The following is a 16,555-nucleotide window of genomic DNA, read 5'->3' as shown; positions in this document are numbered from 1 at the left end:
CCACCGATGGCCGGCGGGTTCGTCGTCTCCGTGCGCGACGAAGCGACGGCCGGTCGGCGGTGCCGCCTAGGATGAACGCGTGACCGATCCGCAGCAGCCCCGCCCTGTTCCGCCGCCCTCCGCGCCGGGATATCCGGCGCCGCCCGCCGCTCCGCCCGGGTACCCGGCACAGGCTCCCGCCGCGCCCGTCTACCAGGCGCCGCCCGGCGCCCTCTCCGGCCCCGCCGGCGGGTACGACGCCCCTTTCGCCCCCGCCTCCCCGCCGCGACGAGGCTCGGGTCTCGGACGCGTGGCGCTGCTGCTCGCGCTCCTCGCGAGCGTGGTGCTGACGATCGTCGGATCCGTGCTCGCCTGGCAGGTCGGCCACGGCATCGGCTCGTCGACCGATCTCTCGTCCCTGGAATCGAGGGTCGCCGCCCAGGACCTCTCCCTCCTCACGCCCGTGCGCGACCTCGTGCTGTGGGTCGAGATCACGTCGTGGGCCGCGACCGCACTGGGGATCTGGGCGCTCGTGCAGGGCATCGTCGCGATCGCCCAGCGTCGCGGACGCGCACCGGGCATCGCCGCGGTGATCATCGCCGTGATCGGGCCGTTCCTGTATGCGGTGGCGGGCTATGTGACCTTCGTCGTCGCCCTGGGGCTCGCGGCCTCGCAGAGCTGAGCGACGTACCGCCCCATCCGCAGACGACGGTCAGCGCGGAGCGTGGTGCTTCTGCTGGGCCGCGAGCAGGCCTTCCTCGATCAGCTGCTCCACCGCGTCGGCCGCGTCGGAGATCAGGATCGGAAGGTTCGGTCGCTCGGCGGCGCCGAAGGGTGCGAGCACCCAGTCCGCGGGGTCCTGCCGCCCCGGAGGGCGCCCGATCCCGACCCGCACCCGGGGGAAGTCGGGGGTCGTCAGCACACGGGCGACATCGCGGATGCCGTTGTGCCCGCCGTGCCCGCCGCCGATCTTGAGCTTGATGGTGTCGAACGGGATGTCGAGCTCGTCGTGCACGAGCACCACCCGCTCGGGGTCCACGGAGTAGAACCGCGCGAGCGCGCCGACCGGGGCGCCGGACACGTTCATGAAGCTGTTGGGCTTGGCGAGCACCAGCTTGTCGCCGCCGGGTCGCACCCAGGTCTCCACGACGCGGGCGCCCGCCTTGTGCTCGCGGAACGCCTCGCCACGCCGGGACGCGAGCTCGTCGACCACCATCTGCCCCACGTTGTGCCGGGTCGTGGCGTACTTCGGACCCGGGTTGCCGAGCCCCACCACCAGCCACGTCTGCGCCATGGATCCATCCTCCTGGAGTGAGTAGAGAGACGAGAAGGGGGCGCGAACGAATCGCGCCCCCTTCTCGGAGTTCTAGGACCGGACGGTCACTCCGCCGTCTCGGACGCGATCGCGTCGGCCTCGAGCGCATCGCCCTCGGCCTCGGCGAGCGAGTCGGCGACGCCCTGTGCAGACACCGCGACGATGAGCAGCTCGGGGTCGGCGATCAGCGTGACGCCCTTGGGCAGCTTCACGTCGGCGGCGGTGATGTGCGAGCCCTCCTCGAGTCCCTCGACGGAGACCTCGACGTGCTCGGGGATGTGGGTGGCCTCGGCCTCGACAGCCAGGTGCGTGTTCTCCAGCTGCACGATCGTGCCCGCGAACGCCTCGCCGACGACGACGACGGGGAGCTCGATCGAGACCTTCTCGCCCTTCTTCACGACGAGCAGGTCGATGTGCTCGATGATCTGGTGCACCGGGTCCTTCTGCACGTCCTTGACGAGAGCGAGCTCGGCACGGCCCTCGATGTCCAGCTCGAGCAGCGCGTTGGCGCGACGGATGAGCAGGGCGACCTGGTGGCCCGGCAGCGCGACGTGCACCGGCTCGGTGCCGTGGCCGTAGATGACGGCCGGGATCTGGCCCGCGGCGCGCAGACGGCGGGCGAAGCCCTTGCCGAAGCTGGTGCGGAGCTCGGCGACAACCTTGTTGTCTTCGGTCATGATGTTCTCCTCGTTCACACGCGGCTCAGGGGCCGTGCGGTGGTCTGGGTGCGTCGTCTCGACACGACGGAAGGAGAGCCAGAGCTCACCGCGTCGATCACGGATGTGCACGCGTACGCGCCATCCCTCGCCGAGGACCACACCATGTTACCCGAGTTCGGCCGATGCTTCTGACGATAGGCTGTACGGCATGACCGATGGTGCATTCCTCTCCGAAGCGCTGGCCTGGCTGATCGGCCTGATGGCCGTCGGCGCCACCGTCCTCTGCTTCGGCGCCCTGTTCTCGCTCGGCCGCTCCGGCTACCGCAAGGACTGAGGCCTTCGACGAAGAACCGCGCCGCCCGAGGGCGACGCGGTTCTTCTCGTGTGTCGGGGAAGCGGCTCAGCCCACGCCGAGGTACGCCTCCTTGACGGCCGGGTCGGCGAGCAGTTCCTTGCCGGTGCCGGTGCGGGTGATCGCACCCGTCTCGAGCACGAATGCACGGTGCGCCCTGGCGAGCGCCTGATTCGCGTTCTGCTCCACGAGCAGCACGGTCGTCCCCTGCGCGTTGATCTCGGTGATGATCTTGAAGATCTGCCGGATGAACTGCGGTGCGAGTCCCATCGAGGGCTCGTCCAGCAGCAGCACGCGCGGCTGGGACATCAGCGCGCGCCCGATGGCGAGCATCTGCTGCTCGCCGCCGGACATCGTGCCGCCCAGCTGCTTCTTGCGCTCGTCGAGACGCGGGAACAGCGAGAACACGCGCTCGTACGACTCGGAGACGCCCGACTTGCTCTTCAGGCCGAACGTGCCCATGTCGAGGTTCTCCAGCACCGTCATGCCGGGGAAGATCCCCCTGCCCTCGGGCGACTGCGAGATCCCCTTGACGACGCGCAGGTGCGCCTTCATCTTGGTGATGTCCTCACCGTCGAACGTGATCGATCCGCTGGACGGCTGCAGCAGTCCGGAGATCGTGCGCATGGTGGTCGTCTTGCCCGCGCCGTTCGCGCCGATCAGCGAGACGATCTCGCCCTCGTCCACGGAGAAGGAGATGTCATGGATCGCCTTGATCCGCCCGTAGTGGACGGAGACGTCCTTCAGCTCAAGCAACGTCATCTTCAGGCACTCCCAGGTAGGCGGCGATCACACGCGGGTCGTCACGGATCACCGCGGGCACGTTGTCGGCGATCTTCTTGCCGAACTCGAGCACCACGATGCGGTCGGTGACCCCCATCACGAGCTTCATGTCGTGCTCGATGAGCAGGACGGTGTAGCCCTCGTCGCGGATGGACCGGATGAGGGCCATCAGGTCCTCCTTCTCGGCGGGGTTGAAGCCGGCGGCCGGCTCGTCCAGGCAGAGCAGCTTCGGATCCGTCGCGAGGGCGCGGGCGATCTCGAGGCGGCGCTGCGAACCGTAGGAGAGGTCTCTCGACCGCTTCTGCGCGTGCTGGGCGATGCCGACGAAATCGAGCAGAGCCATCGCGCGGTCGACCGAGCTGCGCTCCTCGCGGACGTGCCGGGGCAGGCGCAGCAGCGCACCGGGCACCGACGTGCGGTGCCGCGCGTCCAGGCCGACCACGACGTTCTCCAGGGCGCTCATCTCGCCGAAGAGGCGGATGTTCTGGAACGTGCGGGCGAAGCCCAGCCGCGTGATCTGGTGCTGCTTGCGTCCCTTGACCGACTGCCCCTCCAGGAGCACGTCGCCGCTGGTCGGCTTGTAGACGCCCGTCATCGCGTTGAAGCAGGTCGTCTTGCCGGCCCCGTTGGGTCCGATGAGGCCGAGGATCTCCCCGCGCTTGATGTCGAACGTGACGTCGTCGAGGGCCGTGAGGCCGCCGAACTTGATCGTCAGGTTCTTCACCTCGACGAGCTTCTCCCCGACCGCCACGTCGATCTCGCGCTCGGATTCGGCGCCCTCGACGAGGGGCGGATCCTGTCCTGGCACGATGTCCGGCTCGGCGCCGGCGACCGTGGGCTCCTCGGGGGTCACCTCTTCAGGGACCTGGTTCTCGTGGGAATCGGTCACGACGCTCCTCCCTCCGTGCTCGGCGTGGCTGTTCGCGGCGGCTCCGCGCCCTTCGGCTTCTTCGGCGGCGCCACCCACTCGAGCGCCTTGCGCGAGTACGCCATGAGACGCATCTTCGCGGGGATCAGGCCCTGCGAGCGGTAGATCATCAGGATCACCAGGGCGATGCCGAAGATGAGGTACTTGTACTCGGCGATCGCCGTGAACCGCAGCGGGATGTACGCGACGATCGCGCCGCCGAGGATTGCGCCGACCTTGTTGCCGGTGCCGCCGAGCACGACGGCCGCCAGGAACAGGATCGAGGTTTGCACGTCGAACTTCTGGTTGTTCACGAAGCCGATCTGGCCCGCCATCAGCGCGCCGGAGAGGCCGCCGACGCTCGCGCCGATCGCGAACGCCCACACCTTGTACTTGAAGGTGGGCACGCCCATCGTCTCGGCGGCGTCCTCATCCTCGCGGATCGCGATGAAGGCGCGGCCGACGCGCGAGCGCTCGAGGTTGCCCACGAGCAGCAGCACGATGATCAGCACCGTGATCGTGAGCCAGTACCAGGGCGCACCGTTCGAGTTGGAGAAGATCGGAACACCGCTGGCGGTCTCCCCCGGCGGGCGGCCGATGTTCTGGAAACCGACCTGACCCTTCATCGCCGGGATGATCGTCGCGAGGATGCGCACGATCTCACCGAAGCCGAGCGTCACGATCGCGAGGTAGTCACCGCGCAGCCGCAGCGTGGGCACGCCGAGCACGACGCCGAAGATCATCGCGACGATCATCGCGGCCGGCAGAGTCCACAGGTAGGGGATCTTCAGGTACGGCGAATCGGGGCTGGTGAACATCGCCGCGGTGTACTGCCCCACGGCGAAGAAGGCCACGTAGCCGAGGTCGAGGAGCCCCGCGTAGCCGACCACGACGTTCAGGCCGACCGCCACGAGGGCGTACACCGCCATCGAGAACAGCGCGATCGACCAGTTGGTGCCCGGCGTCGTGCTGATCGGGAAGAAGTCCAGGTACGGCATCGCATACGCGATCGCGACCACCGGCAGCATCCAGGCCCACTGCATGGGCCGGGACATCTCGTTCCACCGTTCGCGGAGTCCGCGGAACGGACCGCGGCGAACCGCCGCGATCGACTCGGTCTCGATCGCCTCGCGGGCCGACTCGGCCGTGGGCAGCGGGCGCGGCCCGTCAGCGGAGGTGCTCATGCCTTGCTCCTTCCGAGTGTGGTGCCCAGGATGCCGGTCGGGCGGACCAGCAGCACGAGGACGAGGATGACGAACGCCACGACGTCGGCCCACTGGGCGTCGCCGAGGAGGATCTGTCCGTAGTTGCCGACGATGCCCAGCAGGATGCCGCCGAGCAGCGCGCCGCGGACGTTGCCGATGCCGCCGAGGACCGCCGCGGCGAACGCCTTGACGCCGAGGATGAAGCCGCCGTTGTAGATGACGCCCGAGGGCACCAGCATCACGTAGAAGAGGGCGGCGGCACCGGCGAGCAGACCACCGATCACGAACGTGATCACGATGGTGCGCTCCTTCGAGACGCCCATCAGGGTCGCGGTGTCAGGGTCCTGCGCGACGGCGCGGATCCCGCGCCCGGTCCTGCTGCGGCGGATGAACATGTCCGTTCCGACCATGAGCAGCACCGCGGCGACCACGATGATGATCTGCTGGTTGGTGATGATCGTGCCGAAGACGTCGAAGATCGGCTCCGGGATGAACATCGTCACGGCCGGCTGCGCGTTCGCCCCGCCGACGAACGGCAGGAAGATGATGTACTGGATCGCGAACGACACGCCGATCGCGGTGATCAGGAACGCCAGCCTCGGCGCGTTCCGTTTGCGCAGCGGTCTATAGGCGACGCGTTCGACGAGGAACGCCGTCACCGCCGAGGCCAGCATTCCGACCACGAGCGCGAGCAGCAGATCCATGATGATCTCCGCCGGCCCGATCGTGGGGGCGCTCGGGCCGAAGCCGAGAGTGGTGAGGGTGATCACGACGCCGTACGCACCCACGATGAAGACCTCGGAGTGGGCGAAGTTGATCAGGCTGAGCACACCGTAGACGAGGGTGTAGCCGACAGCGATGAGGCCGTACACGGCCCCGAAGGTGAGGCCGTCGAACGTCGCACTCCAGAAGTTCTGGAAGAGGGCGTTGACGTCGAAATTGATCCAGGAGTTGTCCGCGTGCACGACGGACTGAGCGAGGAGATCCAGCATTCGGGTTCGCTTCCACAAGGGGGGCGCTCGTGGCGCCCGGAGAGAGCAGAGGAAGAGAGCCCCGCGACGCTGCTTTCGCGTCGCGGGGCTCGTGGATCACTGACCGATCGGTCCGACGTAGACGATCTTGCCGTTGTCGACCTTGTAGCCGTACACCGCGGGGGCCTGCAGCTCACCCGTGGAGTCCCACTTGTAGTGCTTGCTCAGTCCGTCCTTGTCGTAGTTCTTCACCCAGTCCTTGAGGTCGGCGCGGGTCTGCTTGCCCGCGTCGATGCCCGCCAGCAGCACGGTGGCCGCGTCGTAGCCCTCGATCGAGTAGGTGCCGGGAGCCGCGTTCGACGCCGCCTGGTACTGCTTCGCGAAGTCGGTCAGCAGCTCGCCCGGGATGCAGGGGCAGGTGAAGTACGCGTTCTTGGACGCGTCACCCGCGAGCTTGATGAACTGGTCGTCCTTCACGCCGTCCGGGCCCACGAAGGCGCCCTTGTAGCCCTTGGCGACGAGCTGCTGGTCGAAGGGCGCACCCTCGGCGTAGTAGCCGGCGTAGTAGACGGCGTCGGGCTTCGCGTTCATGATCTTGGAGATCGTGGCCGAGAAGTCCTTCTGGCCGGTCGTGACCTTGTCGGTGCCGGCGAGGGCGGAGCCGAGCGCCTCGCCCGTAGCGGTGCCGAGGCCGATGCCGTAGTCGGAGTCGTCCTGGACCAGGTAGACCTTCTTGGCCTTCAGCGTGTCGGTGACGAACTTGGCCGCGGCGGGACCCTGCTGCGAGTCGTTGCCCAGCGCGCGGAAGAACGTCGTCCAGCCGTTCTTGGTCAGACCCGGGTTGGTCGCCGACGGCGTCAGGTGCACGAGGCCCTGCTGCTCGAAGATGTTGCCGGTCGCCTTGGACTCGCCGGAGAACGGCAGGCCGATGACGCCGACGATGTCGGCCTCGCCGACGGCCTGGGTCACGGGGCCGGTCGCCTTGTCCGGCGTGCCCTCGGTGTCGAACTTCTTGAACTGCACCTGGCAGTCGGGGTTGGCCTTGTTGTGCTGGTCGATCGCGAGCTGCACGCCGTTGAAGATGTTGATGCCGAGCTGGGCGTTGGCGCCCGTCTCCGCCCCGATGTACGCGATGGTGGTCGTCGCCGCGCACTTGCCCTTGCCGTCGCCCGCGGGCAGGACCGCATCCTTGGGGGTGTCGACCGAGGTGACCGCCGGCACGTCGATTCCGCCTCCGCCGCTCGTGGAGCTCGGGCTGCCCGCCTTGTTCGCACAACCTGCGAGCAGGAGCAGGGCCGCTGCTGCTGCGACGCCCGCGGTGAGGGCCTTCTTTCGCATCATTTGTGATTGCCTTCCGATTCGGGTCATCGACCGCTCCTTGCGAACGTCGATGTCATCAAGGTGTGGTGAGCGTACCTCGTTGCACGCGCTCCGCGAACGACACTAGTCCGACGGGGTGCAGTTTTTCGCTCCCCCGCGACGAACGGGTATTCGGATCGTTACATGCTGTTCTCGGGATCGACACATTCCTCCGTCCATGCCGCACGGGCGGATCCGCTGCTCCGGCGACACGGATCGGCCCCCTCGAAGGCGAGGCGATAATCTGGGAACCCCATCCACGCTGTCGTCTGGAGTCCCGCGTGTCAGAACACACCGCCCACGCCAATATCGGAGTCGTCGGGCTCGCCGTCATGGGCTCGAACCTCGCCCGCAACCTCGCCAGCCGCGAGGGGAACACGGTGGCGATCTTCAACCGCAGCTACGCGAAGACGCAGGGCGTGCTGGACGCGCACCCGGAGGCCGGGTTCATCCCCGCCGCGACGTACCAGGAGTTCGCCGACAGCCTGCAGAAGCCGCGCACCGCGATCATCATGGTCAAGGCGGGCGCGGGCACGGACGCGGTGATCGACGAGCTGGTGAAGGTGTTCGAGCCGGGCGACATCATCGTCGACGGCGGGAACGCGTACTTCCCGGACACGATCCGCCGCGAGAAGGCGGTCCGCGCGACGGGCATCAACTTCGTCGGCGCGGGCATCTCCGGCGGCGAGGAGGGGGCCCTGACCGGTCCGTCGATCATGCCCGGCGGATCCGACGAGTCCTGGGTGACGCTCGGCCCGATCCTGCGTTCGATCGCGGCGGTCGCGGAGGGCGAGCCGTGCGTGACGCACGTGGGCCATGACGGTGCGGGCCACTTCGTGAAGATGGTGCACAACGGCATCGAGTACGCCGACATGCAGCTCATCGCCGAGGCGTACGACCTGATCCGTCGCGGCACCGGCAAGAGTCCGGCGGAGATCGCGGAGATCTTCGCCGAGTGGAACAGGGGCGAGCTGGAGTCGTACCTGATCGAGATCACCGCCGAGGTGCTTCGTCAGGTCGACGCCGAGACCGGCACGCCGCTGGTCGACGTGATCGTGGACCAGGCCGGCGCGAAGGGCACCGGTGCGTGGACCGTGCAGACCGCGCTGTCGCTGGGCGTCCCGGTCTCCGGCATCGCCGAGGCCACCTTCGCCCGTTCGCTGAGCTCGCACCCGGAGCAGCGCGCGGTCGCCGGAGCCCTCCCCGGCCCTTCGACGGGCTCAGGGACCGACGAGTTCACGGTGCCGGCCGACCAGGTCGACGCGTTCATCGAGGACGTGCGCCTGGCGCTGTACGCGTCGAAGATCGTCGCGTACTCGCAGGGCTTCGACGAGATCCGCGCGGGCGCCGCCGAGTACGGCTGGAACATCGACCTCGGCGCGATCAGCAAGATCTGGCGCGGCGGGTGCATCATCCGCGCCCAGTTCCTGAACCGGATCGCGGACGCGTACGCCGAGACCCCGGATCTGCCGGTGCTGATGACCGCGCCGTACTTCGCCGAGGCGATCGGCCGGGCGCAGGCCGCCTGGCGGCGCGTGGTCGTCCAGGCCGCGCAGGCCGGGATCCCCGCCCCGGCGTTCTCGTCGTCGCTGTCGTACTACGACGGGATCCGCGCCGACCGGCTGCCCGCGGCGCTCGTGCAGGGACAGCGCGACTTCTTCGGCGCGCACACCTACAAGCGCATCGACAAGCCCGGCACCTTCCACACCCTCTGGTCCGGCGACCGCACCGAGATCGAAGCCGAAGACACCCACTGACGGCAGACTCAGAGACGCCGCCCCTGGCCGATGGCCGGGGGCGGCGTCTGCTTGTCCCGCCTGCTCACACCTCGGTCACGCGACCGTTCTTCAGGCGGAGCCGGCGGTGAGCACGCTTGGCCACGGCGGAGTCATGGGTGACCACGATCAGCGTGAGGCCGTCGGCGCACAGCGACTCGAGCAGGGCCAGGATCTCGTCCCGCATCTCCTCGTCCAGGTTGCCGGTCGGCTCATCCGCGAGCAGGACCCTCGGCCTCTTCACGATGGCGCGCGCGATCGCTACGCGCTGCTGCTGACCGCCGGAGAGCTCACCGGGGAGGTGGTCTCCGCGATCGGCCAGACCGACGTGCGCCAGGGCCTCCTCGACCCGGGACGCGCGCTCCGGCACCGGCGTCTTCGTCGGCACCAGCGCCATCGCCACGTTCTCCCGCGCGGTCAGCGTCGGGATCAGGTTGAAGCCCTGGAAGACGAAGCCGACGTCCTCGGCCCGGATCCGGCCGAGCTCGGCGTTCGACGCCGAGGACAGCTCGGTGCCGGCCAGGATGAGGGACCCCGCGGTCGGGCGGTCGAGAGCGCCGAGGAGCTGCAGCAGCGTCGACTTCCCCCCTCCCGTCGGGCCCTGGATGGTGACGAACTCGCCGGCGCCGATCTCGACCGTGACGCCGGTGAGCGGCGTGACCTTCCGCCCCTTGGCGTCGTACGTGCGCGTCACGCCGTCGAGCCGGTACAGCGCCTCGGCCGGGGTGCCTTCGATGATGCTCATGATGTCCTCTCCAGTTCGGGATGCGTCTCAGGCGGCAGACCGCAGGGCTTCGGCGGGGCTGAGGCGGGCGGCACGCCATCCTCCGACGGCACCGGCGACGAGTCCGCCGAGAACGGCGAGGCCCACGGCCGCGACCAGGATCCCGACGCTGAGCGGCGCGTGCAGCACGACGTCCTGCGCGGCGCCGGCGAGGCCTCGGAACGCACCGCCGCCGCCACCGCCGAAGGCGCCCCCGCCGCCGGTGCCGCCGCCGCCGGTGCCGCCGCCGGCTTCGGCGGCCCGTCGTCCGAAGCCGGAGGCGGACGCGCCGGAGATGGTCGGGTGCACGAGATTGACCACGAGGATCCCGATCAGGCCCAGCGCCAGGCCCGCCGCACCGCCGATCAGCCCCTGGACCAGGGACTCGCCCGCGACCTGACGCACGATCCGCCCGTTGGACCAGCCGATCGCCTTGAGGGTGCCGAACTCGCGGGTGCGCCGGGCGACGCCGGACAGCGTGAAGAGCACGGCCAGCAGCACGGCGACGGCCAGCGCGATGATCGACAGCCAGGTGCCGAGCCCCTCGATCATGCCGGCGGCGCTGGCGAGGGATCCGGAGACGGTCGAGGCCAGGTCGGCCTGCGAGCTCACGGTGGCGGTGGGGAGGGCCTTGGCGAGGGCGGCCTGCACGGAGGCGATGTCCGACGCGGACGCCGCCTTGACGTAGACGGTGGACACGACGTCGCCGGTGCCGGCGATCTTCTGCGCCGTGTCGAGCGGCAGGTAGACGTTCGCCGCGGTGTCGGCCGAGTCCGACGACGAGGTCACGATCCCGACGATCTTCACCGTCGACCCGCCCACGTCGATCGTGCTGCCCACGCTCAGGCTCTTCGAGGTGGCGTAGGTGCTGTCGGCCACGGCGACGAGCTGCCCGGCGTCCGCCGCGCCGAGCGCGCGCCCCGTGGAGACCTTCACCGAGGACAGCGGCCCGACCGACGTGTCGGCGGAGGGGTCGACGCCCAGGACGCTGAAGGAGTTGAGACCGAAGTTGCCGCCGCCGAAGCGCGGCCGCTCCCCCGTGCCCTGCCCCTGGCCCGCGCCCGACGGACCCGTGTCCGCGCCGGTGCCGCCCTGCGAGCCCTGCTGGGCGATCGACCCGTCGAAGGTGAGGTTCGTCAGGCTGAGCGCGCCGGTGGCCGCGGCGACGTTCGCGGTGCCCGAGATCGTCTTCACGCCTGCCGCGTCGATGGTGCCCCGCGCCGGAGAGGCGCGCAGCACCGAGGTCTTCAGAGTGGTGCTGCCGTCGCTTCCGGCGGAGCCCCCGGCCGCCCCGAAGTCGAACCGCTGGCCCGTGTCGCTGCCGCGCTGTGCTGGAGCGCCGCTGACCGTCAGGTCGGTGCCCACGCCGTAGACGCGCGCGAGCGCCTGGGTCTGCGCATCGCGGACTCCTGCGGCCAGCGCGTTCACGACGATCACCAGGGCGATCGCGATCGCGAGCCCCACCGCGACGATCACCGTCTGCTTCTTCCGCCCCGCCAGCTCTCGCCGCAGATACGTCCCGTACATGTCTCTCCTCTTCGGTCACTGCTGTGCTGGTGACGCTATGAGCGCGTTCTGGGGCGTGATGATGGCGATGCTATGCGCGCGCTAAGCACGCGCGTCGCGGAGCGGGACGGCACAGGATCCGCCAAGGCTCATAGAGCGTTCATAGGAAACTGAGGAGAATGGATCCCATGAACGATCACGCCACTGAGCTGCGCCGCCCCGATGGCTCTCCCCTGCGGATCCTCGCGGTCGACGACGAGCCGATGCTCACCGACCTCCTCGCCATGGCTCTGCGCATGGAGGGCTGGGAGGTGCGGACCGCCGGTTCAGGACTCGAAGCGCTGCAGGTCGCCCGCGACTTCGGCCCCGACGCCCTGGTCCTCGACGTCATGATGCCCGACCTGGACGGGCTCGGCGTCCTCAAGCGCCTGCGCGAGCAGGGCAACATGGTGCCCGTCGTGTTCCTCACCGCCAAGGACGCGGTGAGCGACCGGATCGCGGGCCTCACCGCCGGCGGCGACGACTACGTCACCAAGCCGTTCAGCCTGGAGGAGGTCGTCGCGCGGCTGCGCGCTGTGATCCGCCGCTCGGGCGGGGCGACCACGGACGCCAGCGACTCCATCCTGCAGGTGGGCGACCTCACCCTCAACGAGGACAGCCACGAGGTGGTCCGCGCCGGCGACGAGATCGAGCTCACCGCCACGGAGTTCGAGCTGCTGCGGTTCCTGATGCGCAACGAGCGCCGTGTGCTCTCCAAGGCCCAGATCCTGGACCGCGTGTGGAGCTACGACTTCGGCGGGCGCTCCAGCGTCGTCGAGCTCTACATCTCGTACCTGCGCAAGAAGCTCGACGCCGGTCGCGACGTCGCGCTGATCCACACGGTCCGCGGCGTGGGCTACATGATCAAGGCCCCGCAGCAGTAAGTCCGCCTCGATGGAGTCCTCGCGCCGATGAACCCGTTCCGCCCTCGCACGCACGGCCCGCTGTCGCTGCAGACCCGGCTCATGGCCGCCGTGACCGGCTTCGTGTCGCTGATCCTCGTGGTGATCGCGATCGCGACCAGCGTGGTGCTCGGCAACGTGCTCAACGGGCGGCTGCAGGACGAGCTGTCCGCGGCCAGCAAGAGCCTCGCCCGCGCCGCGGCCGGGAACGCGCTCGTCGGCAAGACCGTGCCCGACGCCGAGTCCCTCTGGGCGGGACAGACCGGTGTGCCGACCGGCACGCTGGTCATGGTGGTCTCCGACACCGGGGCGGTCACCGGCTCCTACGTGAACCCGGATCGCGTGGCGCAGGACCTCGGCGAGACGCAGCTGCGCCAGGTCATCACCGCGCTCAACGAGCAGCGGTACCAGGAGGAGGTCGGCGGCCTCGGCTCCTACCAGCTCGCCCACCAGTCGGTCGTCATCCCCGGCACACCGCGATCCTTCGAGGTCGTCACCGGCCTCCCCCGCGCCTCGGTCGAGGCGCAGATCACGACGCTGTTCTCGATGATCGCGCTCACGACGATCGGCGGACTCATCCTGCTCGCGCTCTCCACCGCGATCACGATCCGCGTCGCCCTGCGACCGCTCCGCGAGGTCGCCGCCACGGCGAACCGCGTGGCGAATCAGCCGCTCGACCGGGGTGACGTGTCGATCACCGAGCGCGTGCCCGCGGCGGAGGCCGATCCGCGCACCGAGACGGGGCTCGTCGGCGCCGCGCTGAACACGCTGCTCGACCACGTCGACGCCTCCCTCGCCGTTCGCCAGCGCAATGAGGAGCGGATGCGGCAGTTCGTCGCGGACGCGAGCCACGAACTGCGCACCCCTCTGTCGTCCATCCGCGGGTATTCGGAGCTGTCGCTGCGGGCGCTGTCCACCTCGTCCGCCCCGGAGGATCCGGCCACGGCCTCGGCTCACACCGCGCTGGAGCGCATCCAGGCGCAGTCGCTGCGGATGACCAGCCTGGTCGAGGACCTTCTGCTCCTCGCCCGGCTCGAGGAGGGAAGGGAGCTGTCGCTGTCCACCGTGGATCTGTCCCGGCTGGCGATCGAGGGCGTCGAGGACGCCCGACCCACCGCGCCGGAGCACGAATGGGCGATCGACGTGCCGGAGGAGCCGGTCGAGCTCATCGGTGACATCGGACGCCTGCAGCAGGTCGTCGCCAACCTCCTCGCCAACGCCCGCACGCACACGCCCGCCGGCACGCGCATCACGATCGCCGTCGCGACGGACGGGGACGACGCGGTGCTGCGAGTGCACGACGACGGCCCCGGCATCGACCCCGCGGTGCGGGACGAGCTGTTCAGCCGCTTCGCGCGCGGCGACCGCTCCCGCAACCGCGCGACGGGCGGATCCGGTCTCGGCCTGTCGATCACCAAGGCGATCGTCGACGGGCACGGCGGCACGATCTCGGTGCAGAGCGCACCGGGCGACACAGCGTTCACCGTGCGCCTGCCGCGCGTTCCGCGCGCGCAGCCGACCGGCGCCCCGAACCCGCCCCTGCCTGCGCCGCAGGCCGACCGTGAACGTCCCGCGGAGGGCGGCCACGAGATGACCCGCACGGTCGGCGGTCACTGAGAGCGCCGCTCGCCCTTCCGCCCGGCGGGTCAGTATCCGGCGAACGCGTCGGTGGTGAGCCGGCGCGCGCCGCGCAGCGCGGGTGCGAGGTCCGCGATCAGGCGCGGCGGTCCCGACACGAACGCGTGACGGCGATCCAGGTCCGGCACCAGCGCGCGCAGCGCAGCCGCGTCGAGGCGTCCTCCGCCGGCCCACTCGACTCCGGCGGGCAGCTCCGCAGGACGGTCGGGCGTCACCACGACGACCCGGGCGCCCGATGCCGCCACCTCGTCGAGGTACGCGCTCTCCTGCGCCGAGGACGCGACGAGCACGAGCACCGCGTCGGCGCGGTCGCCGGCGCCGAGCTGCGACACGAACGGCGTGACGCCGATCCCCGCCGCCACGAGAAGGACCGGCACGTCGGGACCGGGCAGCACGAAGTCGCCCCAGACGCCGGTCGCGGTGAGCACGTCGTCGATCTGCACGACGCCGAGCGCGCGCTTGTACGACGAGCCGGGCTCGGCCTCGCGGTAGGCGATGCGCACGAAGGGCAGCTCATCCGGCGCGGACGCGATGCTGAACTCGCGACGGGTGCCGCGGGCGTCGGGGCGGCGATGCGGCACCTGCAGCTCGAGGTACTGGCCGGGGACGAAGCGCAGCCGGCGCCGCGTGCGGAAGGTGAGCTCGTCCACGGTGGGCGTGAGAGCCCGGCGGCGCACGAGGGACAGGCGGATCCCGGCGCGTCCGACGAGCACGGCCGCGAGCAGGTTGCCGACCAGCAGCGCGCGCTCCTGTCCGAGGGTGATGACACCGAGGTTCAGCGGCCAGCCCGCGAGGACCGCCACCGCGGCCGCGACGAGCAGCCGCTGCCCGCGGCGGGCGGGCAGCGTGAGCGGCTCGCTCAGCATGAACGCGCCGAGGAACAGCACCGGCGACTGCAGCAGCGCCGACGTGAGCAGCGAACCGGTGTCGACCGCGAGGCCCGCGGCGGCCGACTGCGCGGAGAGCCGCGCCACCGACACCCCCGCGTACACGACGACGAACAGCAGCACCATGGTGAGCCGCTCGGTGCGCCACAGCACGAGCAGCCCGAGCACGATCACGGGCACCGCCATCGTCGGGGTGCCGATCCACCAGGCGGAGAAGCCCAGCCCGGTGAGCGTCAGCACCGTCGCGCCGACCGCCGCCGGATTGAGCAGGTGGCGTCCGCGCCACACCAGCACGTATTTCGAGGCGCTCGCCGCGACGCCCGCCAGGGCGATGCCGCCGACCTGGTCGGGGTTCGCCCCCGGCTGCACGACGAAGAGGAGGATCAGCGCCGTGATCAGCGAGGACTCGATCCGCCGGGGCACACGCAGCAGCGCCTGCGCGACCGCGTCCGTGCAGAACGTGGCGAGCAGCAGCACGCCGAGGCTCGCGACGAGGTCGAGCGGCGTGACGCCGATCCATCCCGCCGCCGACTCGGCCACCGCGATCGCGGTCAGGGCGATCAGCGCGTACAGCGTCAGCCGGTACATCGACAGCCGTCCCAGCTGACCGAGCACCCTCTGGCGCACCTCGACGAGCGTCGCGATCACGCGAACACCTCCATCCGACTCCCGGCCGACCATTCGACCACGCCCGCGGTGGTCATCCGCACCCATTCCACACCGAACTGCGCGGCGAACTCCGCACCCCCGTCGAAGAAGAGCGCCGTGGCGGCCGCGTCGGCCAGCATCGCCTCCCCTGCGATCGCCCAGGTCGCGGCGATCGTGCGCACCGGCTCACCCGTGCGGGCGTCCAGCACATGGTGCAGCCCGCCGTGCAGCCCCGGCCACGCGCGCCGGTTCACGGCGGATCCGCACAGCGCCGCATCCGTGACGACGGCGACGCCGATCGCCCGCGTCGCATCGAACGGATGCTCCAGCCCGACGCGGAGGGGTCCTCCGCGTCGGCGGAGGTCGCCTCCGGCATCGACGAGATGCTCGACGTGGCCGAGAGCGCCGAGAAGGTCGTGCACGACATCGACGAGCCGTCCCTTGCCGATCGCCCCGACATCGATGAGCGCCGGCGCGTGCAGCTCCAGGGCCCCGTCGTCCCAGGCGAGCTGCTCGGTCCAGTCGCGGGGCGCCGGCCGGGCCCCGTGGTCCTGCAGCGAGTACCCCGCGTCGTACCCCCGCGCCACCAGGCTGTCGCCCACGAGGGGCTGCACGGCACCGCCCGTGGCATCCGACAGGGCGCGGTAGAGGTCGAGCATGGCGACGGCGTCCGGCGGCGCGGGGACCTCCTGAGGCTCGGCGGCGAGCGCCGTCACGAGGGAGTCGTCGCGGAAGCGGGACCAGGTGTGGTCGAAGTCCTCGATCGCGTCCCCGATCGCCTCGCGCTCCCGGGCCGTCAGCGGCCGGGCCGTCTCGATCTCCCAGACGGTGCCGATCGCCTCGAACCGCCAGACGTCCACGCGTCGC

At 70.3% G+C, this 16,555-nt stretch carries 16 protein-coding genes; 5 read left to right on the top strand and 11 right to left on the bottom strand.

Annotated elements, in window-relative coordinates:
* The first annotated feature begins 79 nt into the window (after nucleotides 1–79).
* Complete coding sequence (locus tag RL72_RS13540) at nucleotides 80–661, top strand: hypothetical protein (RefSeq protein WP_045251387.1); 582 nt, start codon at nucleotides 80–82, stop codon at nucleotides 659–661.
* A 30-nt stretch (nucleotides 662–691) separates the two neighbouring features.
* Here RL72_RS13540 and pth read toward each other — a convergent pair whose 3' ends face one another.
* Together pth and RL72_RS13530 are read right to left on the bottom strand one after the other, a co-directional pair.
* Complete coding sequence (gene pth, locus RL72_RS13535) at nucleotides 692–1,273, bottom strand: aminoacyl-tRNA hydrolase (protein ID WP_045251386.1); 582 nt, start codon at nucleotides 1,271–1,273, stop codon at nucleotides 692–694.
* A gap of 86 nt (nucleotides 1,274–1,359) precedes the next feature.
* The gene (locus tag RL72_RS13530) at nucleotides 1,360–1,974 is read right to left on the bottom strand and encodes a 50S ribosomal protein L25/general stress protein Ctc (RefSeq protein ID WP_045251474.1); all 615 of its coding nucleotides are present in this window, start codon (nucleotides 1,972–1,974) and stop codon (nucleotides 1,360–1,362) included.
* 187 nt (nucleotides 1,975–2,161) lie between these two features.
* Between RL72_RS13530 and RL72_RS20585 the strand changes: the two genes are divergently transcribed.
* Nucleotides 2,162–2,287 (top strand): hypothetical protein, encoded by a 126-nt coding sequence (locus RL72_RS20585; RefSeq protein WP_258955456.1) that lies wholly within the window; start codon nucleotides 2,162–2,164, stop codon nucleotides 2,285–2,287.
* A gap of 66 nt (nucleotides 2,288–2,353) precedes the next feature.
* Here the strand turns inward: RL72_RS20585 and RL72_RS13525 are convergent, their stop codons facing one another.
* The 5 genes from RL72_RS13525 to RL72_RS13505 form a co-directional block, all read right to left on the bottom strand.
* Nucleotides 2,354–3,067 carry an ABC transporter ATP-binding protein gene (locus RL72_RS13525; protein ID WP_045251385.1) on the bottom strand — a complete coding sequence of 238 codons (714 nt, stop codon included), beginning with the start codon at nucleotides 3,065–3,067 and terminating at the stop codon, nucleotides 2,354–2,356.
* Nucleotides 3,054–3,977, bottom strand: coding sequence for an ABC transporter ATP-binding protein (locus RL72_RS13520; protein WP_045251384.1), 924 nt, complete (start codon nucleotides 3,975–3,977; stop codon nucleotides 3,054–3,056). Before RL72_RS13520 ends, RL72_RS13525 begins: the two co-directional genes overlap by 14 nt.
* Nucleotides 3,974–5,179, bottom strand: a complete 1,206-nt coding sequence (locus RL72_RS13515; RefSeq protein WP_045251383.1) for a branched-chain amino acid ABC transporter permease — start codon at nucleotides 5,177–5,179, stop codon at nucleotides 3,974–3,976. Before RL72_RS13515 ends, RL72_RS13520 begins: the two co-directional genes overlap by 4 nt.
* Nucleotides 5,176–6,192 (bottom strand): branched-chain amino acid ABC transporter permease, encoded by a 1,017-nt coding sequence (locus tag RL72_RS13510; RefSeq protein WP_045251382.1) that lies wholly within the window; start codon nucleotides 6,190–6,192, stop codon nucleotides 5,176–5,178. Before RL72_RS13510 ends, RL72_RS13515 begins: the two co-directional genes overlap by 4 nt.
* A 96-nt stretch (nucleotides 6,193–6,288) precedes the next feature.
* Entirely contained in the window at nucleotides 6,289–7,512 is a 1,224-nt protein-coding gene (locus tag RL72_RS13505) for a branched-chain amino acid ABC transporter substrate-binding protein (RefSeq protein ID WP_045251381.1), read from the bottom strand.
* Between the two features lie 299 nt (nucleotides 7,513–7,811).
* Here RL72_RS13505 and gndA point away from each other — a divergent pair, with 299 nt between their 5' ends.
* Nucleotides 7,812–9,287, top strand: a complete 1,476-nt coding sequence (gene gndA / locus RL72_RS13500) for an NADP-dependent phosphogluconate dehydrogenase (RefSeq protein ID WP_045251380.1) — start codon at nucleotides 7,812–7,814, stop codon at nucleotides 9,285–9,287.
* A 64-nt stretch (nucleotides 9,288–9,351) separates the two neighbouring features.
* On the opposite strand, the gene RL72_RS13495 is transcribed toward gndA, so the two are convergent.
* Nucleotides 9,352–10,050, bottom strand: a complete 699-nt coding sequence (locus tag RL72_RS13495; protein WP_211256058.1) for an ABC transporter ATP-binding protein — start codon at nucleotides 10,048–10,050, stop codon at nucleotides 9,352–9,354.
* 27 nt (nucleotides 10,051–10,077) lie between these two features.
* On the bottom strand, nucleotides 10,078–11,595 hold the full coding sequence (locus RL72_RS13490) for an ABC transporter permease (RefSeq protein WP_045251379.1): 1,518 nt from the start codon (nucleotides 11,593–11,595) through the stop codon (nucleotides 10,078–10,080).
* Nucleotides 11,596–11,762: 167 nt separating this feature from the next.
* Between RL72_RS13490 and RL72_RS13485 the strand changes: the two genes are divergently transcribed.
* The gene (locus RL72_RS13485) at nucleotides 11,763–12,497 is read left to right on the top strand and encodes a response regulator transcription factor (protein ID WP_045251472.1); all 735 of its coding nucleotides are present in this window, start codon (nucleotides 11,763–11,765) and stop codon (nucleotides 12,495–12,497) included.
* Nucleotides 12,498–12,524: 27 nt separating this feature from the next.
* Nucleotides 12,525–14,132: a sensor histidine kinase gene (locus RL72_RS13480; protein ID WP_082072392.1), complete on the top strand. Its 1,608-nt coding sequence runs from the start codon at nucleotides 12,525–12,527 to the stop codon at nucleotides 14,130–14,132.
* A gap of 29 nt (nucleotides 14,133–14,161) precedes the next feature.
* On the opposite strand, the gene RL72_RS13475 is transcribed toward RL72_RS13480, so the two are convergent.
* Nucleotides 14,162–15,688: an FAD-dependent oxidoreductase gene (locus tag RL72_RS13475; protein ID WP_045251378.1), complete on the bottom strand. Its 1,527-nt coding sequence runs from the start codon at nucleotides 15,686–15,688 to the stop codon at nucleotides 14,162–14,164.
* On the bottom strand, nucleotides 15,685–16,548 hold the full coding sequence (locus RL72_RS13470; protein ID WP_045251377.1) for an FAD:protein FMN transferase: 864 nt from the start codon (nucleotides 16,546–16,548) through the stop codon (nucleotides 15,685–15,687). The genes RL72_RS13475 and RL72_RS13470 overlap by 4 nt, the downstream gene beginning before the upstream one ends.
* Nucleotides 16,549–16,555 lie beyond the last annotated feature (7 nt).

This window comes from Microbacterium azadirachtae, assembly GCF_000956545.1.
GTDB classification, from domain to species: domain Bacteria; phylum Actinomycetota; class Actinomycetes; order Actinomycetales; family Microbacteriaceae; genus Microbacterium; species Microbacterium azadirachtae.
The sequence above is the reverse complement of the archived record's forward strand: the minus strand, read 5'-3'. Positions and strand labels throughout refer to the sequence as shown.

Bases quoted from the DNA above. Each gene is read 5' to 3' on its own strand.
- pth (WP_045251386.1), bottom strand. From the start codon at position 1,273: ATGGCGCAGACGTGGCTGGTGGTGGGGCTCGGCAACCCGGGTCCGAAG.
- RL72_RS20585 (WP_258955456.1), top strand. From the start codon at position 2,162: ATGACCGATGGTGCATTCCTCTCCGAAGCGCTGGCCTGGCTGATCGGC.
- RL72_RS13525 (WP_045251385.1), bottom strand. From the start codon at position 3,067: ATGACGTTGCTTGAGCTGAAGGACGTCTCCGTCCACTACGGGCGGATC.
- RL72_RS13515 (WP_045251383.1), bottom strand. From the start codon at position 5,179: ATGAGCACCTCCGCTGACGGGCCGCGCCCGCTGCCCACGGCCGAGTCG.
- RL72_RS13510 (WP_045251382.1), bottom strand. From the start codon at position 6,192: ATGCTGGATCTCCTCGCTCAGTCCGTCGTGCACGCGGACAACTCCTGG.
- RL72_RS13505 (WP_045251381.1), bottom strand. From the start codon at position 7,512: ATGATGCGAAAGAAGGCCCTCACCGCGGGCGTCGCAGCAGCAGCGGCC.
- RL72_RS13495 (WP_211256058.1), bottom strand. From the start codon at position 10,050: ATGAGCATCATCGAAGGCACCCCGGCCGAGGCGCTGTACCGGCTCGAC.
- RL72_RS13490 (WP_045251379.1), bottom strand. From the start codon at position 11,595: ATGTACGGGACGTATCTGCGGCGAGAGCTGGCGGGGCGGAAGAAGCAG.
- RL72_RS13485 (WP_045251472.1), top strand. From the start codon at position 11,763: ATGAACGATCACGCCACTGAGCTGCGCCGCCCCGATGGCTCTCCCCTG.
- RL72_RS13480 (WP_082072392.1), top strand. From the start codon at position 12,525: ATGAACCCGTTCCGCCCTCGCACGCACGGCCCGCTGTCGCTGCAGACC.